We start from the raw sequence: 24,193 nt of genomic DNA on the forward strand, positions 1-24,193 counted from the left end.
TGTCTTGTTAAACTTTTCTGTTTTTTTTATAGCACCTCGTTTGTAAAATCAAAAAGGAGGAGTTTTGGTTCTTATCTAGAATTGGATTAGTTGAAAGGTGGGAGTCTCATGAATTGGGAAACAAAGGTGTCAACACTATTAGGTATTAAATATCCAATCATTCAGGGAGGACTTGCTTATTTAGCGTATTCCGAGCTTGCTGCAGCTGTATCAAATGCCGGAGGGCTTGGACAAATTACAGCAATGTCACTTCAAACACCAGAAGAACTTCGCAATGAAATTAAAAAAGTAAAAGAACTCACGAATAACCCGTTTGGGGTTAACTATGCGATAGGACAACACGGAAGACCTTTTTCAGACATGCTTGAGGTTGCGATCGAGGAAGAAGTGCCTGTTATTACGATGACTGGTGGAAATCCTGCTCCGATTTTTGAGCAATTAAAAGGGGTTAATACAAAGAAGCTTGTTCTTGTTGCAGCAAGAAGACAGGCCCAAAAAGCTGAAGAACTTGGGGCAGATGCCGTGATGGTTGTTGGCCAAGAGGGCGGTGGTCATCTTGGTAGACAGGATATCGGAACAATGGTTCTTATTCCGCAGGTTGTCGATGCCGTATCTATTCCAGTAATTGCTTCCGGTGGTATTGGTGATGCACGTGGCTTGATGGCAGCATTAAGCTTAGGGGCTGAAGGAATCGAAATGGGAACACGTTTTATTGCCACGAAAGAATGTGTGCATGCACACCGAGGCTATAAAGACGCGTTGATAAATGGAACTGAAAATGATACAGTCGTGATTAAACGATCACTTGGGGCACCTGGTCGGGCGATTTCAAATGAGTGGACTTCGAAAATTCTTCAATTAGAGGAGGCAAACAGCGGATATGAAGGATTAAAGGAATACATAAGTGGTCAAGCTAATATGAGCTATATTTATGAAGGAAAATTAGATGGTGGATATGCTTGGGCTGGGCAGGTTATGGGTCTTATTAAAGACGAACCAACAGTTGCTGAACTGTTTGAGCGCATGATCACTGAGGCCGAAGAAATTAGGAAACAGTGGAGTAAATAGAGGTGAGGTCGTTGGATTATCAATATCCAATTTCTTATGATTGGAGCACGAATGAGGTCGTAGATGTTATTGCCTTTTTTGAATGTGTGGAAAAGGCATATGAGAAGGGAATTGGAAGGGAACAATTCATGCAAGCGTATAAGCGCTTTAAAGAAATTGTTCCAAGCAAAGCTGAAGAAAAACAGGTTTGTGGTGAATTTGAGGAAACGAGTGGTTATTCTGCCTATCGTGTAATTCAAAAAGCAAAACAAACATCGGAATTAATCAAAATGTAAAGAAAAAGGATGTCTTATGATGAATAGGACATCCTTTTTCTATGTTAGTTTGGGTCGTTTTTCAAAAGTCTACTTTGAACTTTTCTGGGCTAACTGGTATAATGGTAATAACTTTCTGAAAGTTGCATCAATTACTCGTACTAACTCTTCTGCCTGCATATGGATTGCTTCCTCTCGAGGAATGTTAATTCCACAAAGAATTTCAGCCTTTTTGACAGTTTGAAGCCGTCTGAACATGGATTCAAGTTCTTGTTCGTTTAACTCTTGATGATTATGTGTATCTGGTTTTGTGTGATCAACTGACCATAGGAAATGGTTTGGAATACTTTCTCTGATTTTTTTTGAATGTTCCATTAGCATATTACCAAACTCAGCCTTGATTGGAGCTTCATAAATCACAGCAAACCAAACAAAGAGATGTGTTTCCCATAATCCGATTTGGAAATGTGGCAGCATTTTATAACCTCGTTTATTATTAGCGAAAGCAACCCAAGTATCCTTAGGCGGATTGATTGTCCTTCTCGCATGTTTTGCCACATGTGCAAACATTTCATCTCCAGTAAGACTCGAGAGTGTTGGAGCAAAATGATTCCCTAAATCCTCTAATTTAGGTCGAATATGTGTAATTAACGCATCCATTCGATTTTCAAGTCCATCTATTGTAAACACGTCAAAGTCTTTATTTGTAAACCCTGTAAAAGTCATTAGCTTTATCCTCCTATTAATAATCCTACTGGTATTTTACCAAAAACATAAGAAATTCTGTACTAGACTGCTTGATAAAACTAATGCTTATCTAGGTATTCGCACATATTTGTTACAATGCTCCAGTTTTCTCATAAGATAATAGTAACAAGTGGAACAGTCAATATGGGAAAGTGAATTGAAATAGAAGAAAGGGGTGCGGAAATTGAAACAAGTGATTAATGATTTAAAGCGTAAAGACGGAGAGAAGCGTATGGCGGTGTTACGTTTAGAAGTTGATTATGAATTGGCAACCCTTTATGATGCGATGATTGAAAATGATGAAGTGAAAAAAGCTGAATGTAAAAAGAAGCTACAAAAATTGAGCAAAGAAATAGTAAAACTTGAAGCATAAAAGTCACAAAAGCGAACCAAAATTGGTTCGCTTTCCTTATTGCTTGCTTTTCAGTAAAAAAGTAAAGTAAGCTTTAAAGACAAATACTTAACGTATACTATCCGGTGAGATGAAAAAAGTGAGGTACATACAATGGTTAATTGGAATGAAATAGAAGACTACGCTAAACATTGGATACGAGAAGCAGGAGAACGGATTAGAGATTCGTTCCAGGCGAAGCTTGTAGTTGAAACAAAGTCAAATCCCGATGATTTGGTTACGAATATGGACAAAGAGACTGAGCAATTTTTCATCGAAAAAATCCATGGAACTTTTCCTTCCCATCAAATTTTAGGGGAAGAGGGCCTAGAAGATAAAATCAAATCATTAAAAGGTATTACGTGGATCATTGATCCAATCGATGGCACGATGAATTTTGTTCATCAACAGCGTAATTTTGCAATCTCTGTTGCGGTATATGAAGATGGGGTGGGGCAGATAGGGCTTATATACGATGTCGTCCATGATGAACTTTATCATGCACGGAAGGGCCAAGGTGCTTATTTTAACTCCAGTAGAATTGAACCATTAGGGGAAGTTCCTCTTGAAAAAGCAATTGTTGCCATAAATGCTACTTGGGTAACAGAGAATAAACGAATTGATCCTAAAATCTTAATCCCAATTGTCAATGCGGTTCGTGGAACTCGTTCTTACGGTTCAGCGGCTTTAGAATTAGCTTACCTTGTAACGGGCAGAATTGATGTATACATCACGATGCGCTTATCACCTTGGGATTTTGCAGCCGGAGTAGTTTTATTAAACGAGGTAGGTGGGGTAATCACAACCCTTGATGGGGAACCATTAGACTTTTTAAAGGAGAACAGTATCTTTGTTGCAAGACCAAATCTCCATAAAGAAATCTTTACTAAATTTTTAAAAAGAAAGTAAAAAAAGCGTGGGAGGCAGTTTAGAACCTGCCGTTCTCACGCATTTTTTTCTTTGTAGAAAATCCTAAACCTGTAACAATAATTACTGCAATAATAGACAGAATAATACCTAACAGACTTTTTTCAGCAATCGATACACCAATTAGCATAATAAAAACCGCTGTCGCAATTGCAAAGAGAAGCATTGGAATATTCACGTTTTTCATTAAAATGGCCCCTTTCCTCATTATTCTACAAAAAAATGTGTATTATTTCTACTCTTTGGTATATAATATTTTAGTTCCGGTTCTTTTTAATAGTAAAAAAATGTAAAAATAATTAATTCCTTAATTTGATAATAGGAGATGTTAAATCTTGACAACACGCAATGACTTACGAAATATAGCAATTATCGCACACGTTGACCATGGTAAAACAACACTTGTAGATACAATGCTTCATCAATCAGGAACTTTCCGTTCAAATGAGCACGTAGATGAACGTGTTATGGACTCAAATGACATTGAACGTGAACGCGGTATCACCATTCTGGCCAAAAATACGGCAATTAATTATAAGGATACCCGAATTAATATTATGGATACTCCTGGACACGCTGACTTCGGTGGTGAAGTCGAACGGATTATGAAAATGGTTGATGGTGTATTATTAGTTGTTGATGCTTATGAAGGCTGTATGCCGCAAACTCGGTTTGTATTGAAAAAAGCATTAGAGCAAAATCTTAGACCAATCGTAGTTGTAAATAAAATCGACCGTGACTTTGCGCGCCCAGAGGAAGTTATCGATGAAGTAATCGACTTATTTATCGAGCTGGATGCTTCTGAAGAACAATTAGAATTTCCAGTCGTCTATGCTTCAGCACTCAATGGAACAGCAAGTACTGATCCACACCAACAGGATGAGAATATGGAAGCATTATTCGACTGTATCCTTGAAAACATTCCTGCTCCAATTGATAATAGTGAAGAACCGTTACAATTCCAAGTAGCATTACTTGATTATAATGACTATGTTGGAAGAATTGGAATTGGACGAGTGTTCAGAGGAACAATGCATGTTGGACAACAAGTTGCTCTCATGAAATTAGATGGCAGTGTAAAACAATTCCGTGTAACAAAAATCTTTGGATTCTCAGGACTAAAACGAGTTGAAATCCAGGAAGCAAAAGCGGGAGATCTAGTTGCTGTATCAGGTATGGAGGATATTAATGTTGGTGAAACTGTTTGTCCGATTGAGCACCAAGATGCCCTCCCTGTTCTTCATATTGATGAACCGACATTACAAATGACATTCCTTGTGAATAATAGCCCATTTGCTGGACGTGAAGGGAAATATGTAACAGCACGTAAAATTGAGGAACGTCTCCGTGCACAGCTTCAAACCGATGTAAGTTTACGCGTAGACAATACCGATTCTCCAGATGCTTGGATTGTTTCAGGTCGAGGAGAGCTTCACCTATCCATATTAATCGAGAATATGCGCCGTGAAGGCTTTGAACTTCAAGTATCGAAACCGCAAGTTATTGTAAAGGAAATCGATGGTGTTCGCTGCGAACCCGTTGAACGTGTTCAAATTGATGTACCCGAAGAACATACTGGTTCCATCATGGAATCCATCGGTGCCCGTAAAGGCGAAATGTTAGATATGATTAACAATGGTAATGGCCAAGTACGCCTTATTTTCATGGTGCCTGCACGTGGACTGATTGGTTATACAACTGAATTTTTAACCTTAACTAGTGGTTTTGGTATATTAAATCATACCTTTGATAGCTACAAACCTATGGCTTCAGGCAATGTAGGTGGACGTAGACAAGGTGTTCTAGTATCAATGGAATCTGGGAAAGCAACTCAGTACGGAATTATGGGTGTAGAGGATCGTGGTACGATTTTTGTTGAGCCTGGTACTGAAGTGTATGAAGGAATGATTGTGGGTGAACATACCCGTGAAAATGACTTAACGGTTAATATCGTAAAAGCAAAACAAATGACAAACATGCGTTCAGCAAACAAAGACCAAACGTCGACAATGAAGAAACCAAGGATTATGTCGTTAGAGGAATCACTTGAATACTTAAATGATGATGAGTATTGTGAGGTTACACCAGAATCCATCCGTTTACGTAAGAAGGTTCTTGATAAAAATGAACGTGAAAAAGCAGCAAAACGAAAAAAACTTGCTGAAGTGAATCAATAAGGTTGTGAACCTTGTCCCTTTCTGATACTTTAATGATAGGAAAGTGTGAGAAAGAGGGTATGAGTGGATATGGATGTCTATGAACACATGTGGCCGATTGCAAAAACAATCTATAGTTCGACAACTCCAAATGTCGGTGCTAATATATTGTATGTTGTAATCCTACTCCTAACGATTATCGTGTTTCGTTTGGGATTTGCAAAAAAACTACCTTTATTAAAAAATATAGTCATTTACGGATGTCTTGCCTTAGGCTGTACAATTTTAACGTTTTTAGGTGCATTCTTACCGATTGCGGAAGGATTAGCGATTACCGCTGCTATTTTACTTATTTATAAAATTCGTCTTCACCAAACAAAGAAAAGTGAAGCGTAGGAGGTAATCTGATGAAATCCTTGCAGGATGCAATTTATAATTGGTTGACGATTAAAGTTGTGGCTGAAGCAAGACCTGATGATAAATCAGCCAAGGAAACCTTCGATCTTTTTGAAGATATTTTGGTTAATGAGTTTAAGCTTAAGGATATCGAAATTCAGAAAGATGATTTCATGTATCTCGTGAAATATAAAATTGATGGGGAATCGAAAAGTGCGCGGTTTCCAATTGAGTTAATTGAGGTTATGCACAATCAAATTCAGCAACATCCCGAGCGATATCAGAATTACGAATAATAGCAAAAAGCCGAGCAGGTCTGCTCGGCTTTTTTTGTGCGTTATTTTCTAGATTTCAGCGCTATTCTTTTTACCACCAATCATCATCTGTTTTCTTTTTGCGGTATAGTTTGAATTTATTCGTTGCAATTCGTTCTTTTGTTCTTGTTTCTATACGATCATGGCAGTCTTGGCACATATATGTATGGATTGGGCGATTTCTTAGTCGTTTAGCGAGGCTAGATTCATCCTTAATATCCTCAATTTTATCACATATTACACATTTTACTTTCATTTTTATGAACCCCTCAAATGTTATCTAGTATCTATTTTTTCATTATACAACATTACTTACTTTTCTGACAAAGTTTGTCTTTTTAGAGGAGAATATATTAAGTGTAAATGCAAAAAAGCGCGAGAAAAACTTTTGGTTTTCCTCGCACTACATAGCAATTATCTATTACCCATTTTGTCATTAGACTGATCTTGCTGTTCTTTATCAAGTTCTTTTTGATCTTTTTGATCTAACTGCTTGTCATTTGTTTTTGTAGGTTCTGTATTTTGATTATCAATCAAATCACTTGGAACATCAGGGACCAAACGACCCACAATTTGTGCTAATTCATCTAAAATACCTGTTACAGGCCTTCCATCCTCAATTTGTTTCCTCATTTGCTTCAGACGTTCAAATGTGTCTGCATCTGCAATTACAATTGCGTTTGCACCGTGTGGGTCGTGCTGTAAACTTTCAGCAACTGAATATTTAATGGTTTGAACCCTGGAGCGTTCTAAATTGGCATCTACATCAATGCCGACCACTGCAAACTTACCTAATACAACCGCAGTTGCATCATTTACCTTTGGGACACTGCTTGCGAGTTCGACAAGATGGCTAGCAATTTCTTGTCCTGTTTTTCTGTCAACATTGTTATCGACTGTATTTTGAACTTTTACACGTGCATCGTCTACATCTTCTCCAGCATTATTATTTGCACCGCAGCCAGAAACAATAAAAAGTATACTTGAGAACAGAAGGATATTAATATATCTCACCGTATTGCCTCCCATCGTTCATAGTGTTTTCTTTTTTTATTGTTTAATAATCCTTCTATCTTTATTCATCCCTACATATATTTTTATCAACGGTCGTCCTCACACGAACAAAATAAGGATTGACTAATATAATAAAATAAAAATATTCACACAAAATGAATAGCCTGTTTCACTCCTAAAACAAAAATATGAAACACACTTGAGTAGGAGGCGTGATTTTGGGGAAAATTTATGTATTAGACACGAATGTATTATTGCAAGATCCTAGAGCAATATTCTCATTTGACGATAATGAGGTTGTTATACCCGCAGTAGTGTTAGAAGAGGTAGACTCAAAAAAACGTTATATGGATGAAATAGGCAGAAATGCGAGGCACGTATCAAAACTTATTGATAATTTACGGCAAACAGGGAAGCTGCATGAAAAAATTCTGCTTGAAACAGGTGGAAGCCTTCGGATAGAATTAAACCATAGATCCTTTCACGAACTTCAAGAAATCTTTGTAGAGAAAACAAACGATAATCGCATCTTAGCCGTGGCTAAAAACCTTTCATTGGAAGAACAATCAAAAGAGAATGGAAAACAGGTGATTTTAGTCAGTAAAGATGCATTGGTACGTGTAAAGGCTGATGCACTAGGGTTACAATCCGAAGATTTTCTAAGTGATCGTGTTGTTGAGGTTGATCATATTTATTCGGGATTTCTCGAAATTTATATAAACCGTAATCTTTTTGATCTTTTTTATGAAAAAGGGGAACTTCATGTTACAGAGTTAGTCAATCACCCATTTTATCCAAATCAATTTATTTTATTAAAAGATGCATTAGGGGGCTCGTCATCCGCTATTGGGATTGTTGATAAGTCAGGTAATGTAGTAAAGAAGCTCCAATTTAAACAGGATCATATTTGGGGGATTAAACCAAGAAATGTACAGCAAACCATGGCCTTTGAACTGCTATTAAGAGATGATATTCCATTGGTGACGTTAATTGGTAAGGCTGGAACGGGGAAAACATTGCTAGCTTTGGCAGCCGGTTTAATGCAAACAGAAGATTTAGGGCAGTATAAAAAGCTGTTGGTCGCTCGCCCAATAGTCCCTGTAGGTAAAGACATTGGTTTCTTACCTGGCGAAAAACAGGAAAAGCTTAGGCCGTGGATGCAACCAATCTTTGATAATCTTGAATATTTATTTAATACAAAAAAGCCTGGAGAATTGGATGCTATTCTAGCAGGAATGGGCTCAATCGAGGTTGAGGCTCTAACCTATATAAGAGGCAGGAGCATTCCAGAGCAATTTATCATCATTGATGAGGCGCAAAATTTAACCAAGCATGAGGTTAAGACAATCCTTACAAGAGTCGGGGAAAAGAGTAAAATCGTGTTTATGGGAGACACTGAACAAATTGACCATCCCTATTTAGATGAATACAACAATGGATTAACATATGTCGTAGAGAAATTTAAGGACCAAAAGATTGCCGGTCATATTCGCTTAGTAAAAGGAGAACGGTCAGGTCTTGCACAATTAGCAGCAGATATTCTTTAAGAATGAGGAAAGCCTGTACTAATCCGTTTAGAGGGTTGGAACAGGCTTCATTTTCATGTCATTCAATGACAAAACGAGTTATATTTTTTATAGGATTCTCACGATTAGAGCCATCTCCGAAATAATAATGGACAGGACCATCTTCACGTAAGGGCTTACCTTCTTTTGAAAATCCCAGAACGGCATCATATGCTTCACTGAGTGGAATCGTTGTTTCTTTGTCTTGTTGAACAATTTTTAAGATGGTAGCGTCCTCAAGTGGTTCCGCATTTTTAAGAAAATCCCCAAACGGGATTCCAAATGTACCCGTTAATGCTTTTTCCTTTAAAAATTTTTTCTCTGTTTTTAAAGTCGGTGGGTAAATCGCACCTTCGCGGATTTCTCGATCCCAATGCTTTGACACCGATTTTGTGTATTCGCTTAAATCTTCCTTTACGTCTTGATCTGATTCGAAATATGTAAGTAAATCTACTCTACGATCATCAAAAATCCATACACTAGGATCAAGTGTGATTTTAAATTTTGTTTGTCCTTCAATCATAATAATTGAGTTCATTCATGAATCATTCCTTTCAACCATAATTATAGAGGTTTTGGACCGTAATAGGAAGTATCAACACGTTAAATCTTCAAATAAGAGCGCTATTTATTAAGGAAATCGAAATTAAAGAATAATAGTCTTATCTATTTATTCTTGCAATTTTACTGTATAAAGGTTAATATTTATAGATAGGATTAGGTATCGCTTCTGAACGGAGGGGTTATAAATTGACTTCAGAGATTTCGGTGAATCATCGTGAAAAAGCATTGGCTTTACTACAAGCAGATGCTGAAAAAATATTAAAACTTATTAAAGTTCAAATGGATAATTTAACCATGCCTCAATGTCCACTGTATGAAGAAGTGCTGGATACGCAAATGTTCGGATTATCCAGGGAAATAGATTTTGCAGTTCGATTAGGATTGATAGAGGGGCCTGAAGGAAAAGAGCTCATCTCAAAACTTGAACGTGAATTATCCGTTCTCCATGAAGCTTCAACCCGAAAATAGGTAACGAATAGATAAATCAACTCAAATTATCCGCACCTTTGGATAATTTGAGTTTTTTTATAAGATGGGGTTTACAGGTTTCTGTTTTTACAGTACTTTTATAAAAAGGTTTTTCACGCGTTACATATTATTATTTACAATTTAGTAGGATATAAGATTATAAGAAATTGTAGGATTTTACGATATATGCCGAGCAAATATAGTACAATTAGTAATTATACCTTGTAATTTAGAGGAAGATGCCAATGCTTAAGAAAATTTTAAAATCATATGATTATACCCTTGTTGTTGCTGTTTTTCTTTTATGTTCTTTTGGACTTGTCATGGTCTATAGTGCAAGCATGGTCATTGCTTCTGCCCCAAAGTTTGGAGAAAACCCATCCTTCTTTTTTGATCGACAAAAAGTAGCCTTGCTCGCTGGGACAGCAGCATTTTTTGTTACGATGATTTTACCTTATAAAATTTATGCATCGAAAAAAGTCCTTCTTACGATCGTACTAGGTTCTGTGGGGATGCTTTTATTAGTCTTTGCTATAGGTCATACGGCAAATAATGCACAAAGCTGGATCATGGTTGGAGCAAGGGGAATTCAACCATCAGAGTTTACCAAATTGAGCGTGATTATCTATCTTGCTGCTGTTTATTCAAAAAAACAAGCGTATATCAACCAATTTGGAATAGCAGTCATGCCACCTATTGCATTCACCCTTTTTATATGCATGACAGTAGCAATCCAGCCTGACTTTGGAACAGCTTTTATTATCGGGTTAATTGCTTTAACTATCATTATTTGTTCGGGGATGAGTCTTAAAAGTCTTGGAAAACTAATGTTAGTCGGACTTGTTACAGCTATACTTTTATCACCATTACTCTACATTTTATCAGGTGGGATTCTATCTGAGGGACGTATGGGACGTTTCCTAGGATTTATGAATCCATTTGAAGATGAAAAGAATGGCTACCAATTAGTTAACTCCTATATTGCTTTAGGTGCTGGTGGGTGGAAAGGCCTTGGCTTAGGCCAGAGTATTCAAAAGTTTAATTACCTTCCAGAAGCCCATACAGATTTTATTATGGCAATCATTGCTGAAGAATTAGGTTTATTTGGAGTCTTATTTGTATTATTATTGTTAGCATATATTGTTTTTCGAGGATTCCAAATTGCTAGAAAATGTACAGACCCGTTTGGAAGTTTGCTTGCGATTGGTATTTCCTCCATGATTGCTATTCAAACATTTATTAATTTGGGAGGATTAACCGGGTTGATTCCAATTACTGGGGTTACCTTGCCGTTTATTAGTTACGGGGGTTCATCCTTATTATTGTTAATGGCTTCTATGGGAATCTTAATTAATGTTTCAATGTTTACAAACTATCATGCAATGTACCGTACAAAGGAAAAACAGCCGCAAGATCAACCGGCTCGTTCCTTTCAAAAAAATTATGTCTCTTATAGATAAAAACATCTATAGGTTGATGATAAAATGCTTTAAAATTTTGAAGATGTTTTAGAAGGAGGATTTATATGGACAAGCGCATAACGAAGGTACTAGTTGCCAATCGAGGAGAAATCGCAATACGTGTATTTAGAGCATGTACAGAGTTGCATATCCGTACTGTTGCTATCTATTCCAAGGAAGATGCAGGCTCTTATCACCGCTATAAAGCTGACGAGGCTTATCTAGTGGGTGAAGGTAAGAAACCAATTGATGCCTATTTGGATATAGAAGGAATTATTGAAATTGCAAAAGAAAATGACGTCGATGCTATTCATCCAGGATATGGATTTTTATCTGAGAATATTGATTTTGCAAGAAGATGTGAGGAAGAGGGAATTATCTTCATCGGCCCTAAAACGACACATCTGGATATGTTTGGTGACAAGGTAAAGGCAAGACTTCAAGCAGAAAAAGCAGATATCCCAGTCATTCCAGGCAGTGATGGACCTTTAAAAAGCTTAGAAGAGGCGGTTCGGTTTGGAGAAGAAAACGGCTACCCTGTCATCATCAAGGCATCACTTGGTGGAGGCGGACGGGGAATGCGTATTGTCCGTAACAAGGCTGGACTTAAAGAATCGTATGAGCGTGCTAAATCAGAAGCTAAGGCTGCATTTGGCAGTGATGAAGTTTATATTGAAAAGTTAATTGAAAATCCAAAACATATTGAAGTGCAAATTATCGGAGATAGTCAAGGAAATATTGTTCATCTCTATGAGCGTGATTGCTCAGTTCAAAGACGTCATCAAAAAGTGGTAGAAGTAGCACCTAGTGTTTCTTTATCCGAACAATTACGTCAAGACATTTGTGATGCTGCGGTAAAATTAATGAAAAATGTTCAGTATGTGAATGCTGGAACTGTTGAATTCCTTGTTGCAAATGATGAATTCTATTTTATCGAAGTTAACCCGCGAGTACAGGTTGAACATACAATCACAGAAATGGTTACTGGTATTGATATTGTTCAAACACAAATCAAGGTTGCAGAGGGCCATTCTTTACACAGTAATGAAATCGGTATCCCGGCACAAGAAGATATTACAACACATGGGTATGCGATTCAATCACGTGTAACAACAGAAGATCCTTTGAATAATTTTATGCCTGATACAGGTAAAATTAGCGCATATAGAAGCGGTGGCGGTTTTGGTGTTCGTCTTGATGCCGGGAACGGATTCCAGGGTGCAGTTATTACACCATACTATGACTCCCTACTAGTTAAGCTATCAACACAAGCGTTAACCTTTGAGCATGCCGCATCCAAAATGGTCAGAAACTTGAAGGAATTCAGAATCCGCGGAATTAAAACAAACATTCCGTTCTTGGAAAACGTGGTAAAACACGAAAAATTCTTATCAGGTGAATATGATACCTCATTTATCGATTCATCACCTGAGCTATTTATTTTTCCTAAAGCAAAAGACCGTGGAACGAAAATGCTTTCCTATGTGGGAACAGTAACAATCAATGGATTTCCAGGTGTTGAAAAGAAAAGAAAGCCAGTTTTTGATAAGCCTTTCTTACCTAAGGTAAGACATGATGAGCCAGTACCAGCCGGAACAAAGCAAATTCTTGATCAACATGGTCCAGAAGGTGTTGTAGATTGGGTAAAGGAACAAAAACAAGTTCTGTTTACGGATACAACATTCCGTGATGCTCACCAATCATTACTTGCAACAAGGTTTAGAACGAATGATATTAAACATATTGCAGACCCTACTGCTAGGTTATTGCCAGAATTATTCTCACTTGAGATGTGGGGTGGCGCAACATTTGACGTGGCATACCGATTCTTAAATGAAGATCCGTGGGAGCGTCTTGCTACATTAAGAAAGCAGGCTCCAAATATTTTATTCCAAATGCTGCTGCGTGCTTCAAATGCCGTTGGATATAAAAATTACCCAGATAATCTTATTCGCGAGTTCGTTAAAGAATCAGCTGAGTCTGGAATCGATGTATTCCGTATCTTTGACAGCTTAAACTGGGTGAAAGGTATGACTCTAGCGATTGATTCTGTTCGTAACAACGGTAAAATAGCTGAAGCAGCCATTTGTTACACTGGAGATATTACAGACCCAACACGTACAAAATATGATTTGCAATATTACAAAGAACTTGCAAAAGAACTGGAGCAATCAGGAGCACATATACTTGGAATAAAGGATATGGCTGGGTTGCTTAAGCCTCAAGCAGCCTATGCTTTGATTTCTGAATTGAAGGAGACCGTATCGATTCCAATTCACTTACACACGCATGATACAAGTGGAAATGGATTATTCGCTTACGCAAAAGCGATTGAAGCGGGTGTTGATATTGTTGATGTAGCGGTAAGTTCAATGGCAGGTCACACATCTCAACCGAGCGCAAACTCTTTATTATATGCATTAGAAGGTACAGAAAGAAAACCTGATCTTTCAGTAAAAGCTTATGAAGAGATTGCACGTTACTGGGAAGGTGTTCGTAAATATTATCAGGATTTCGAAAGTGGTATGAATGCACCACATACTGAAGTCTATCAACACGAAATGCCTGGCGGACAATATAGTAATCTACAACAGCAGGCTAAAGGAGTCGGCCTTGAATCAAGGTGGGAAGAGGTTAAAGAAATGTATCGTCGTGTAAATGATATGTTCGGCGATATTGTTAAGGTAACACCATCTTCCAAAGTAGTTGGAGATATGGCACTATATATGGTTCAAAATAATTTAACTGAAGATGATATTTATGAAAGAGGAGAAACATTAGATTTCCCTGATTCCGTTGTGGAACTTTTTGAAGGGTACTTAGGTCAACCACATGGTGGATTCCCTAGAGAACTTCAACGAATCATTTTAAAAGGACGTGAGCCTATTACAGTTCGTCCTGGAGAATTATTAGAGTCTGTTAATTTCAGTGATATAAAAGATACACTAACTCACAGCTTAAATCGTGATGTAACAAATAAAGATTTAATTTCTTATGCGTTGTATCCAAAGGTATTTATGGACTATCAAAAGACGTTTGAACAATTTGGCGATATTTCCGTACTAGATACACCAACTTTTCTTTATGGAATGCGATTAGGTGAGGAAATTGAAGTAGAGATTGAACAAGGGAAGACCTTAATTGTAAAACTTGTTTCAGTTGGTCAAGCACAGCCAGATGGTACAAGAATTGTCTATTTTGAATTAAATGGGCAGCCTCGTGAAGTTATCGTAAAAGATACAAATATCAAATCAACTGTTGTTGCAAAGCTAAAGGCAGATCGTGATAACGAGAACCATATTGGTGCTACAATGCCTGGAACAGTGATTAAAGTATTGGTAGAAAAAGGCGATAAAGTCAATAAAGGGGACCATCTCATGATCACAGAAGCCATGAAGATGGAAACAACTGTTCAAGCTCCATTCACAGGTATCGTAAAAGATATTCACGTAGCGAATGGTGAGGCAATCCAGACGGGTGACCTTTTACTAGAACTTACAAAATAATCACAAAGGAACCCCAATGATAAAACTTTGGGGTTCTTTTTATTACAAAAAAACACCCGCGGGAGCACCCGCGGGTTTAAGTCTTATTGAACTGTGATGGTTCGATTTGAATTAATGGCATCCTCATTTGTTTTCTGTGCCTCTGCTTTTAATGCCATTTCATTTTTATTACTTCTAGAGGATAATAAAATAAAGTAACTAAAAACTCCAAATAGGCAAGCAATAAATAAAGCATGTGCTAGTGCAATATAAAGATTCAGGCCTGATAAAACAACAATTGCACCGGAGATAACCTGTAGCAAAATTAAACCAAATGCAATCATCCAGCCGTGATAAAGAACTTTTTCGTGCCTATAATGCTTATAAATACGAACAAAAAGTACCAATACCCAAATAAATAATAGCCCTGCTAACAGTCTGTGCCCCATTTGAATCCATTCGTGCATTTGAGTGGGAAGGCCAATATTATTATATGTACACACTGGCCAATCAGGACAAGCAAGTGAAGCGCCAACGTGGCGAACTAATGCCCCAGTATAGACAACAACTAAACTATAAATCGTTATTGCGTAAAACTGTGTTCGCAGTTTTTTATCAATCACTAGTGAATCGGCATCAAACTTTTTATCCACTTCAAAAATAAGTAACGTTAATAACAAAACCGAGGCAAAGGAGATAAGCGATATTCCGAAATGAAGAGCTAGTACGAGATCAGATTGTCCCCACATAACCGCCGCTGCACCAATCAGCCCTTGAAGAACTAAGAAAAAGAATGATACAAAAGCCAAAAATTTTGTTTCTCTTATATGACCGATTGCTTTCCAAGACCAGATTGATAAAACGAGAACTAAGATCCCAACGACTCCAGAGACGACTCTATGACTTAGCTCAACAACTAATTCAAATGTGATTTCATCGGGGATCAATTGACCGTGGCAAAGTGGCCATGAATCACCACATCCAGCACCTGATTCGGTTTTTGTTACTAATGCGCCACCGATTAATACAAATAGCATACCGATTGTCGTTAACACCGATAACCATTTTAATGAACGGCTCAAAAAATCACCTTCTTACCCTTATCAAACATTTATTTACTAGTTTTTAACTGAATTACTACGATATTCATCTTATCTAAATAAAAGATAAAATTCAAAGAAACGCTCTTCTCGATATTACACAATTTGCGAATTCTTTACAAGCCACCTAAATTTGAAAAAAAATTATTATTGTAGTAAAAAAGGTTGAATATTATGAAGGAGTTTGCTAGAAATAGATAGGAGGGGAATTTTAATTTTTGACAAGTTCCTAAAAACATAGGATTAACACTATTATTATAGTTATAATAGTATTTATATCGCGGTTTGTCAGCGGTGAAAAGGTCACAAAATAGTCATAAATTCTTAACGAAATGTTCACAAAAATGTTTAAAAATGTGATTTAATATACAGAAAGGGTAGTTTTTAATATAATTTATAATATCTACAGCATAATAAACTTAACTAAGATAATAAATCTAATCATTTTACATACTACTTAACCCGAAAACGCTTTATTTTGTTTATTGCGTTTTTTAATACTGAAATAAGTACAAAATGGTTATAGGATTTTTAACTGACATTTACTACATAAACAATGAGGTTGATTAGGTTGCTGTATTTAATGCACTCTCTTTAAGTTGAAAGTAAGGTTCAAGATAATAAGGAGGCTTCACGATGACGACGACAAGGTCTGTACTTGGTACAGATGAAAAGATACAAAAGGAAGAAGTTCGTGAACAGGAGTATCGAACGACTGCCTATAAGGATTTCCTAGCACTCATAAAAATTGGGATCGTTAATTCCAATTTAATCACTGCTTTTACTGGAGTTTGGCTAGCCTTGTTTTTTACAGGTAAAAGCTTTTTGCAGGAAATAGATATTGTATTATACACGCTTATAGGTTCAGCACTAGTAATTGCTGGCTCCTGTGCAGTGAATAATTACTATGATCGAGATATAGATCATGTAATGGAACGTACGAAAGTACGGCCAACTGTAACCGGTAGAATTAATCCCGGATATGTTTTAGGATTGGGAATAATACTCATACTAATAGGAACTGGATTTCTACTTCTTACGACGGTTACTGCTGCGGTTATTGGTTTAATTGGTGTTTTCTCTTATATAGTTTTATATACAATATGGTCAAAACGAAAGTATACAATTAATACCGTTATTGGTAGTATATCAGGGGCTGTGCCACCACTCATTGGTTGGGCAGCGATTGACCCAGACTTACACGTGATTGCGTGGCTCTTGTTTTTGATTATGTTTATCTGGCAACCACCTCATTTTCTGGCCCTTGCTATGAGGCGGGTTGAAGAATACCGTGCAGCAGGAGTTCCAATGCTGCCAGTTGTTCACGGGTTTGCAATGACTAAGAGACAAATTATGATTTGGATTCTTTGCTTGCTACCACTACCTTTTTATATGTTTTCTTTAGGCGGCCTATTTGTTGTAATCGCAACCCTCCTAAATATCGGATGGTTAATCCTCGGCATTAAAGGTTTTAAAATGAAGGATGATATCAAATGGGCAAAACAAATGTTTGTTTACTCGCTTAACTATTTAACGATTATGTTTGTAACCATGATCATCGTTACATTAGTGTAAGTGGGTTTCAAAATATAAATGATTCTTCTATTTTAAGTAGGGGGATTTAATATCTTTTTTATAAAGATAGTAGCAAAAAAATATTGAAAGAGGGGTTTGATCAAGCTATGAAAAAATGGCTACCAAAAGTGCGCTTATTTACACTGTTTAGTTTCATGGCGCTACTGTTAGCAGGGTGTGGGGAACCATTCGTTTCTGCACTTACCCCAGCAGGGGAAGTTGCAAAAATGCAATACGATTTAATGATCCTTGCGACATCAATCATGGTAATCGTAATTGCAGTTGTTACAATTATCTTTATTATTGCCCTAGTCAAGTTTAGACGTAAAAAAGTTGGCGAAAACAAGATTCCTAAGCAAGTAGAAGGAAATCACACTTTGGAAATCATTTGGACTACTATTCCGATTCTTTTGCTTTTGGTTCTAGCAGTTCCAACTGTATCAGCTACTTTTAAATTAGCTGATGTAAAGGCGATGGAACAAGATGAAGATGCAGTTGTTATCAATGTCACTGCAAATTTATATTGGTGGGAATTTGAATATCCTAAGGATGGCATTGTTACTGCACAGGAGCTAGTTGTTCCGATGGATGAAAAAGTTTATTTCAACCTTATAGCTGCAGATGTTAAGCACTCATTCTGGATTCCAGCAGCTGGTGGGAAATTAGATACGAATACAGATAACGTAAATAAATTCTGGTTAGAGTTTGACTCTGAAAGTACTGAAAAAGCAGGTGGCTTACTCTATGGTAAATGTGCCGAGTTATGTGGCCCATCACATGCTTTAATGGATTTTAAAGTAAAACCAGTTCCACGTGCTGAATATGATCAGTGGATTAACAGCATGGTAGCTGCTAAGGATGCTGAACATGTGCCTGCTAATGATCTTGCAAAAGCCGGAGAAGAATTATTCACAACGAACGGCTGTCTCAACTGTCACGCAATTAATACAGGTGAAAAGCGTCCAACTGCACCAAGTTTAGCTAACTTCGGTGATCGCTCAAGCATCGCTGGTAAACTAGAATTTAGTGAAGATAATTTAAAGGATTGGTTAAAAGATCCTGAATCAATTAAGCCGGGGAACAATATGACAGGCACTTATGATAGTAAAGGCTTATCAGATGATGACTTGGATGCTTTAGCTGAATATTTAATGGGACTTAAAATCGAAGAGTAAGATTATGGAATAAGGAGGTCACATTGTGAGTACTTTAACTCAGAAAAAAGGGTTTGGTGCTGTTTTATGGGATTATTTAACGACTGTTGACCATAAAAAAATTGCTAAACTTTATATAATGGCTGGTGGCTTTTTCTTCCTACTTGGTGGAATCGAAGCCCTAATTATCAGGATTCAGCTTGCAATCCCGGATAATAACTTTGTAAGTGCTGGCTTTTTCAATGAAATTTTAACGATGCATGGTACAACCATGATTTTCTTGGCAGCCATGCCGCTGTTACTTGGATTTATGAACGCCGTTATGCCGCTTCAAATTGGTGCACGTGACGTTGCGTTCCCATTTGTAAATGCGTTAGGTTTCTGGTTATTCTTCTTTGGAGGAGTTTTCTTAAACTTAAGTTGGTTTATGGGTGGTGCACCTGATGCAGGCTGGACTTCTTATGCATCACTTGCATTACACTCAGAGGGTCATGGTATTGATTTCTATGTACTAGGACTTCAGATTTCAGGTATTGGTACTCTAATTGGTGGTATTAACTTCTTAGCTACTATCATCACGATGAGAGCACCTGGAATGACATATATGCGTATGCCATTATTCACATGGACTACGTTTGTAGCATCAGCATTAATTTTATTTGCATTCCCTCCATTAACTGTAGGGTTATTATTAATGATGTTTGACCGTATCTTTGGTACTGCTTTCTTTGTTCCGTCAATGGGCGGAAACACCATTATTTGGGAGCACTTATTCTGGATTTTTGGTCACCCAGAAGTGTATATCTTAATTCTCCCAGCATTCGGTATTTTCTCTGAGATCTTTGCTACATTCTCTAGAAAAAGACTATTCGGATATTCTTCAATGGTATTCGCAACCGTATTAATAGGTTTCTTAGGATTCATGGTGTGGGCTCACCACATGTTTACAACTGGATTAGGACCAATTGCGAACTCCATTTTCGCAGTTGCTACAATGGCGATTGCCGTACCAACTGGTATTAAAATCTTTAACTGGCTCTTTACTATGTGGGGCGGTTCAATGCAATTTACAACACCTATGTTATATGCAGTTGCATTTATCCCATCTTTTATCATGGGTGGGGTAACAGGTGTAATGTTAGGTTCTGCTCCAGCAGACTATCAGTATCATGATACTTATTTCGTAGTTGCTCACTTCCACTACGTTATTGTCGGCGGAGTTGTACTAGCAGTATTTGCGGCTACTCACTACTGGTGGCCAAAAATGTTTGGTAAGATGCTAAATGAAACTCTTGGAAAAGTGACTTTTTGGTTATTCCTAATTGGTTTCCATTTAACATTCTTTATCCAACACTTCCTTGGTCTAATGGGAATGCCACGACGCGTGTTCACATTCTTACCTAACCATGGTTGGGACCTTGGAAACATGATTAGTTCAGTTGGTGCTGCATTTATGGCAGTAGGAGTACTTGTTCTTCTTTATAACGTTGTCATCACATCTATTAAAGGAGAATATGTTTCTGGAGATGCATGGGGAGATGGACGTACACTTGAGTGGGCGATGGCATCACCACCACCAGAATATAACTTTAAGCAATTACCTTTAGTTCGTGGCTTAGATGCGTTTTGGGTAGAAAAAATGCAAGGCAAAAAAGAAATGACTCCTGCAGAACCACTTGGAGATATTCATATGCCAAATAGTTCTTTCTTACCTTTCATGATTTCGTTTGGACTATTTGTTGCAGCATTTGGTTTCTTGCACCATCCAGACGGTGTAAGTTGGTCAGTTCCAGTGATGATCATTGGAGGAATCATAACTTTCGGTTCCATGTTGCTACGTTCACTCATTGATGATCACGGATACCACATCCATAAAGCTGAATTAATGGATGACGATGATAAGAAAGGGGTTGAGGCATAATGCATGTGGAAGAAAAATTAACAGCTGAAACATTTCCTGCAGAGCCTGAAAAAGCGACCCTGGAAGGAAAAAATAAATTTATTGGTTTTTGGCTCTTTCTTGGAGGCGAAACAGTTCTATTCGCTTCCCTTTTTGCAACATATCTTGCATTAAACAAAAGTAATGGTACAGGACCTTCATCACAGGACTTGTTCGAAATTCCACTTGCTTTTGCGATGACAATGATCCTTTTAACAAGTTCATTGACTAGTGTGTACGCAATGTATCATATGAAAAATTTTAACTTCAAGAAAATGCAGCTTTGGTTAGGTTTAACTGTACTTCTTGGTGCGTCTTTCTTAGGATTAGAAATCTATGAGTTTAACCATTATGTACATTTAGGACATACAATCACAGGAAGTGCATTTGGTTCTGCATTCTATTTACTAGTTGGAACGCACGGTGCTCACGTACTATTTGGATTATGTTGGGCTCTTGCCATTATGATTCGAAATGCAAATCGTGGTTTGGATTTATATAATGCACCTAAGTTTTATGTCTTTAGCCTTTATTGGCACTTTATCGACGTAGTATGGGTGTTCATCTTTACTGTTGTATATCTAATGGGAATGGTGGGATAAACACATGGCAAATAATTCGAATAACACAAATGTTGATTTAGCCTATCGTAGAAGAAAAAGTGCGGAAGAAATGAAACAGCATGTTATTTCTTTTGCTTTGATGATTTTTCTTACAATCATTGCCTTTATTGCAGTTGGATCTGGTCAATTTTCACCATGGTTTGTAGTACCATTTATTCTACTTTTAGCTGTAATTCAGGTTATCTTACAATTATATTACTTCATGCACATGAATCATAAAGGACATGAAGCACCAAAGATGTTTATGTTTTCAGGAGTATTAATTGCTGCTTTAACAGTCCTATGCTTTATGACAATTATTTGGTGGTAAACGTTGTAAAAAAGTCGGTGTAAAAGCCGGCTTTTTTCAATTTTTAATTAGACAAGAAAAGTTCATAAATGGTTTGTTTGCATGGCTAATTCCCTAAGAGTATAATTAATAGTATCTGTATATTGTTTACATTACAAAGAGGGGTGAGAAGGAGATGTCTATAGATATCTTTGGTTTTCGGGCATTATGGAGTCCCTATTTTTTAGCTTCACTATTAATTATAACGGTTTTATATTTTATGATTGTTGGTCCTTGGAGACATCGATTTGCTCATTCAGAACCTACATCGATTAAAACAAAGATATTATTTGTGATCGGGATGATCTTACTTTATTTATCCAAAGGAAGTCCGATTGATTTATTAGGTCATATGACGATGACAGCTCATATGACACAAATGGCCGTTCTATATTTAATTGTACCGACGTTTTTCATTTTAGGTGTGCCAAATTGGTTATGGAGAAAGTTTATAAATCTAAAGGTTGTAAAACCAATTTTTAAATTTCTTACAAAGCCTTTAATTGCTCTAATTATGTTTAATGGTTCTTTTTCTTTATATCATATCCCACTCATTTTTGACTTTGTAAAAACAGGTGTGTTTATTCATGCTGCAACAACTGTCTTTATTTTTATTGCGGCCTTCTTTATGTGGTGGCCATTAATCAATAAATTGGAAGAGTGGAATACTTTGAGTGGCCTTAAAAAAGTAGGGTATATTTTTGCTGATGGCATGTTATTAACACCTGCATGTGCGCTTATCATTTTTTCAGATACTGCAATGTATTCAACATATACCGATCTTGGTTCATGGATGAATGCACTCGCACTTTGTGTACCAGCATCAATGTTGTCCAGTATCAATCTGACTGGCCCGGAAATGTTTAATTTTATGCCACCGCTTGAAGACCAGCGTACTGGCGGTGTCATTATGAAGATTATTCAAGAATTTGTATATGCCATTCTACTAGGAAAGGTATTCTTTGAATGGGTTCGTAAAGAACGTGAAGAAGAAAAATTATTAGATGAGCAATTACTTAAACCACAAACAAATTAAAGAGAAATAAGATGTGAGAGAGGATAAATATGAATTTACCGATTCTGCCTACACTAAGCACGACTTTTATCATTTTAAGTGCAGTAACTGTTGCCATCGGTTGGTATTTAATTAAACAGAAAAAAATAGAAGCTCATAAAAAAGCGATGACGACTGCTGCAATTTTTGCTTTGATATTCTTTATTATCTATATGTCGAGAACAATTTTTATCGGAAATACATCATTTGGTGGTCCTGATGATGTGAAGATATACTACACGATTTTCTTAATCTTCCATATCTTCTTGGCCACAACTGGTGCGATATTCGGTGTTATAACATTGTACCTTGGCTATAAAAATAAAATTGCAAAGCATCGAAAGCTTGGACCCATTACAAGCATTATTTGGTTTTTCTCAGCAATAACGGGTGTAGCGGTATACTTTTTACTGTACGTCTTTTATAAAGGCGGAGAAACTACATCTATGTTAAAAGCCATTTTAGGTTTTTGATTGATTCAGATTGTTAGTAATATGTATAAGGTGTTCTAGAATACAATATTCTAGAGCACCTTTTTATTTTGTATTTCGTTTCACATAATGTTAGACTAGTAAACTTCATTTTCGTTAGAGGGGAGTGTTAAGGATGATTGAGATCTTTACAGAAAACTTATTATTGGTACCATGTTCCTTGGATATTGCCAAGTCATTAGTTTTTCATCGCAAAGAACTTGAAAAACGATCACCTATAACGATTCCACAAAACTGGCCATCTCCTTTAATAACTGGTATTCTTCCGTTTTATATAGAAAAACTTGAAAAGGATGACGCACATTATGGATGGGGATTATGGCTAATCATTAATTATGCTGAAAAACGGATTATCGGAGATATTTATCTTCATGGGAAACCGGATAAAAAAGGAAATGTTCATTTAACGTACACGATGAATCGGGAATATCAGAAGACGAGTTTAACTTATGAAGCAGTTGATGCTTTAATTGATTGGCTTGTTACTCAAGCTGATGCGAAAAAGGTTTTAATGGAATGCAGTGATAGTAATTATCAATCTATCCAGTTATTTGAAAAACTAGGGATGAGATGTACGAAGAAGGATGGTCGGTTTTTAACATGGGAACTTCGTAAGGTAATTTAATAAAGCTTAGTGAAAAAATTTTTAGGGCGAGTGCCCAATTCATTCCTTTTTGCATATGGTAGGAGTAATTCGAAGTGGTTTTAAAAATGTGAAGGAGTGTGGTTGGGGTGGTTCGAAAATCATTAGAAAATGGGTCCCTTTATATTAAGAATGACGTGTTGGCAATGATTGCTTCCATTTGCGCTGAGGATACGGAAGGGGTAACAATAGTTTCTGGGTTTAAAGATGGTGTTTCGGGCATGTTGAATCGGAATTTTCATAAAAACGGGATAACAGTAATTGAAGAAGAAGAAGAAGAAATTTCTCTCGAGGTCAAGATTGCGATTGAATATGGTTTGGAAATTAAAAAGACATGCGAGCTTTTACAACAAGCCATCTTACATGAAATAAAAAGCATGACAGGTATTAGTCTTTCTAGTTTAACCATTAAAGTAGAAGGTCTTACAAATTCGCAAGTGCTTGCGACAACATAACAAAAAAAGGAACAGCGGTGGC

General features: G+C 37.0%; 26 protein-coding genes. 20 read left to right on the plus strand and 6 right to left on the minus strand.

Annotated features, from left to right (window positions below):
* Nucleotides 1-108: 108 nt before the first annotated feature.
* The gene (locus tag V7138_RS18035) at nt 109-1,068 is read left to right on the plus strand and encodes an NAD(P)H-dependent flavin oxidoreductase (RefSeq protein WP_335399952.1); all 960 of its coding nucleotides are present in this window, start codon (nt 109-111) and stop codon (nt 1,066-1,068) included.
* An 11-nt stretch (nt 1,069-1,079) separates the two neighbouring features.
* Nucleotides 1,080-1,343, plus strand: a complete 264-nt coding sequence (locus tag V7138_RS18040; RefSeq protein WP_335399954.1) for a UPF0223 family protein — start codon at nt 1,080-1,082, stop codon at nt 1,341-1,343.
* Nucleotides 1,344-1,412: 69 nt separating this feature from the next.
* On the opposite strand, the gene V7138_RS18045 is transcribed toward V7138_RS18040, so the two are convergent.
* Nucleotides 1,413-2,048 carry a YktB family protein gene (locus V7138_RS18045; protein ID WP_335399957.1) on the minus strand — a complete coding sequence of 212 codons (636 nt, stop codon included), beginning with the start codon at nt 2,046-2,048 and terminating at the stop codon, nt 1,413-1,415.
* Between the two features lie 205 nt (nt 2,049-2,253).
* Here V7138_RS18045 and V7138_RS18050 point away from each other — a divergent pair, with 205 nt between their 5' ends.
* Complete coding sequence (locus V7138_RS18050; protein ID WP_335399959.1) at nt 2,254-2,442, plus strand: hypothetical protein; 189 nt, start codon at nt 2,254-2,256, stop codon at nt 2,440-2,442.
* A gap of 132 nt (nt 2,443-2,574) precedes the next feature.
* Entirely contained in the window at nt 2,575-3,369 is a 795-nt protein-coding gene (locus tag V7138_RS18055; protein WP_335399960.1) for an inositol monophosphatase family protein, read from the plus strand.
* 19 nt (nt 3,370-3,388) lie between these two features.
* Here the strand turns inward: V7138_RS18055 and V7138_RS18060 are convergent, their stop codons facing one another.
* Nucleotides 3,389-3,574 (minus strand): YlaF family protein, encoded by a 186-nt coding sequence (locus V7138_RS18060; RefSeq protein ID WP_335399961.1) that lies wholly within the window; start codon nt 3,572-3,574, stop codon nt 3,389-3,391.
* Nucleotides 3,575-3,722: 148 nt separating this feature from the next.
* Between V7138_RS18060 and typA the strand changes: the two genes are divergently transcribed.
* The 3 genes from typA (at nt 3,723) to V7138_RS18075 (ending at nt 6,235) form a co-directional block, all read left to right on the plus strand.
* Nucleotides 3,723-5,564 carry a translational GTPase TypA gene (gene typA / locus V7138_RS18065; protein ID WP_335399963.1) on the plus strand — a complete coding sequence of 614 codons (1,842 nt, stop codon included), beginning with the start codon at nt 3,723-3,725 and terminating at the stop codon, nt 5,562-5,564.
* Nucleotides 5,565-5,633: 69 nt separating this feature from the next.
* A complete protein-coding gene (locus V7138_RS18070; RefSeq protein WP_438824381.1) occupies nt 5,634-5,939 on the plus strand; it encodes a YlaH-like family protein in 306 nt (101 codons plus the stop codon).
* Between the two features lie 11 nt (nt 5,940-5,950).
* A complete protein-coding gene (locus V7138_RS18075; RefSeq protein WP_335399966.1) occupies nt 5,951-6,235 on the plus strand; it encodes a hypothetical protein in 285 nt (94 codons plus the stop codon).
* Nucleotides 6,236-6,305: 70 nt separating this feature from the next.
* Here the strand turns inward: V7138_RS18075 and V7138_RS18080 are convergent, their stop codons facing one another.
* Nucleotides 6,306-6,509 (minus strand): YlaI family protein, encoded by a 204-nt coding sequence (locus V7138_RS18080; RefSeq protein WP_335399968.1) that lies wholly within the window; start codon nt 6,507-6,509, stop codon nt 6,306-6,308.
* Between the two features lie 158 nt (nt 6,510-6,667).
* Complete coding sequence (locus tag V7138_RS18085; protein ID WP_335400599.1) at nt 6,668-7,258, minus strand: YhcN/YlaJ family sporulation lipoprotein; 591 nt, start codon at nt 7,256-7,258, stop codon at nt 6,668-6,670.
* 227 nt (nt 7,259-7,485) lie between these two features.
* Between V7138_RS18085 and V7138_RS18090 the strand changes: the two genes are divergently transcribed.
* A complete protein-coding gene (locus V7138_RS18090; protein WP_335399971.1) occupies nt 7,486-8,814 on the plus strand; it encodes a PhoH family protein in 1,329 nt (442 codons plus the stop codon).
* A gap of 58 nt (nt 8,815-8,872) precedes the next feature.
* Here V7138_RS18090 and V7138_RS18095 read toward each other — a convergent pair whose 3' ends face one another.
* On the minus strand, nt 8,873-9,370 hold the full coding sequence (locus V7138_RS18095) for a peptidyl-prolyl cis-trans isomerase (protein WP_335399973.1): 498 nt from the start codon (nt 9,368-9,370) through the stop codon (nt 8,873-8,875).
* Between the two features lie 212 nt (nt 9,371-9,582).
* Here V7138_RS18095 and V7138_RS18100 point away from each other — a divergent pair, with 212 nt between their 5' ends.
* From V7138_RS18100 to pyc, 3 genes are all read left to right on the plus strand, one after another.
* Nucleotides 9,583-9,864 carry a YlaN family protein gene (locus V7138_RS18100; RefSeq protein ID WP_335399975.1) on the plus strand — a complete coding sequence of 94 codons (282 nt, stop codon included), beginning with the start codon at nt 9,583-9,585 and terminating at the stop codon, nt 9,862-9,864.
* A 245-nt stretch (nt 9,865-10,109) separates the two neighbouring features.
* The gene (gene ftsW / locus V7138_RS18105) at nt 10,110-11,324 is read left to right on the plus strand and encodes a putative lipid II flippase FtsW (RefSeq protein WP_335399978.1); all 1,215 of its coding nucleotides are present in this window, start codon (nt 10,110-10,112) and stop codon (nt 11,322-11,324) included.
* Between the two features lie 65 nt (nt 11,325-11,389).
* Nucleotides 11,390-14,830, plus strand: a complete 3,441-nt coding sequence (gene pyc / locus V7138_RS18110; protein WP_335399981.1) for a pyruvate carboxylase — start codon at nt 11,390-11,392, stop codon at nt 14,828-14,830.
* Between the two features lie 83 nt (nt 14,831-14,913).
* On the opposite strand, the gene V7138_RS18115 is transcribed toward pyc, so the two are convergent.
* Nucleotides 14,914-15,891, minus strand: a complete 978-nt coding sequence (locus V7138_RS18115) for a COX15/CtaA family protein (protein ID WP_335399983.1) — start codon at nt 15,889-15,891, stop codon at nt 14,914-14,916.
* Nucleotides 15,892-16,545: 654 nt separating this feature from the next.
* Here V7138_RS18115 and cyoE point away from each other — a divergent pair.
* The 9 genes from cyoE (at nt 16,546) to V7138_RS18160 (ending at nt 24,171) form a co-directional block, all read left to right on the plus strand.
* Nucleotides 16,546-17,484, plus strand: a complete 939-nt coding sequence (gene cyoE, locus V7138_RS18120; protein ID WP_335399986.1) for a heme o synthase — start codon at nt 16,546-16,548, stop codon at nt 17,482-17,484.
* Nucleotides 17,485-17,591: 107 nt separating this feature from the next.
* A complete protein-coding gene (coxB, locus tag V7138_RS18125) occupies nt 17,592-18,659 on the plus strand; it encodes a cytochrome c oxidase subunit II (protein WP_335399989.1) in 1,068 nt (355 codons plus the stop codon).
* Between the two features lie 25 nt (nt 18,660-18,684).
* Entirely contained in the window at nt 18,685-20,559 is a 1,875-nt protein-coding gene (gene ctaD, locus V7138_RS18130) for a cytochrome c oxidase subunit I (RefSeq protein WP_438824377.1), read from the plus strand.
* Nucleotides 20,559-21,179 carry a cytochrome (ubi)quinol oxidase subunit III gene (locus tag V7138_RS18135; RefSeq protein WP_335399991.1) on the plus strand — a complete coding sequence of 207 codons (621 nt, stop codon included), beginning with the start codon at nt 20,559-20,561 and terminating at the stop codon, nt 21,177-21,179. The genes ctaD and V7138_RS18135 overlap by 1 nt, the downstream gene beginning before the upstream one ends.
* A gap of 4 nt (nt 21,180-21,183) precedes the next feature.
* Nucleotides 21,184-21,510 (plus strand): cytochrome c oxidase subunit IVB, encoded by a 327-nt coding sequence (gene ctaF, locus V7138_RS18140; RefSeq protein ID WP_335399994.1) that lies wholly within the window; start codon nt 21,184-21,186, stop codon nt 21,508-21,510.
* Between the two features lie 154 nt (nt 21,511-21,664).
* Nucleotides 21,665-22,564 carry a cytochrome c oxidase assembly factor CtaG gene (gene ctaG, locus V7138_RS18145; protein WP_335399995.1) on the plus strand — a complete coding sequence of 300 codons (900 nt, stop codon included), beginning with the start codon at nt 21,665-21,667 and terminating at the stop codon, nt 22,562-22,564.
* A 29-nt stretch (nt 22,565-22,593) separates the two neighbouring features.
* Nucleotides 22,594-23,055, plus strand: a complete 462-nt coding sequence (locus V7138_RS18150) for a DUF420 domain-containing protein (protein WP_335399998.1) — start codon at nt 22,594-22,596, stop codon at nt 23,053-23,055.
* Between the two features lie 133 nt (nt 23,056-23,188).
* Nucleotides 23,189-23,698 carry a GNAT family N-acetyltransferase gene (locus V7138_RS18155; protein WP_335400000.1) on the plus strand — a complete coding sequence of 170 codons (510 nt, stop codon included), beginning with the start codon at nt 23,189-23,191 and terminating at the stop codon, nt 23,696-23,698.
* A 107-nt stretch (nt 23,699-23,805) separates the two neighbouring features.
* Nucleotides 23,806-24,171 carry an Asp23/Gls24 family envelope stress response protein gene (locus V7138_RS18160; RefSeq protein WP_335400002.1) on the plus strand — a complete coding sequence of 122 codons (366 nt, stop codon included), beginning with the start codon at nt 23,806-23,808 and terminating at the stop codon, nt 24,169-24,171.
* The last annotated feature ends 22 nt before the right edge of the window (nt 24,172-24,193 follow it).

Source organism: Bacillus sp. JJ1533 (genome assembly GCF_036965045.1).
Lineage (GTDB): Bacteria > Bacillota > Bacilli > Bacillales > Bacillaceae_L > Ferdinandcohnia.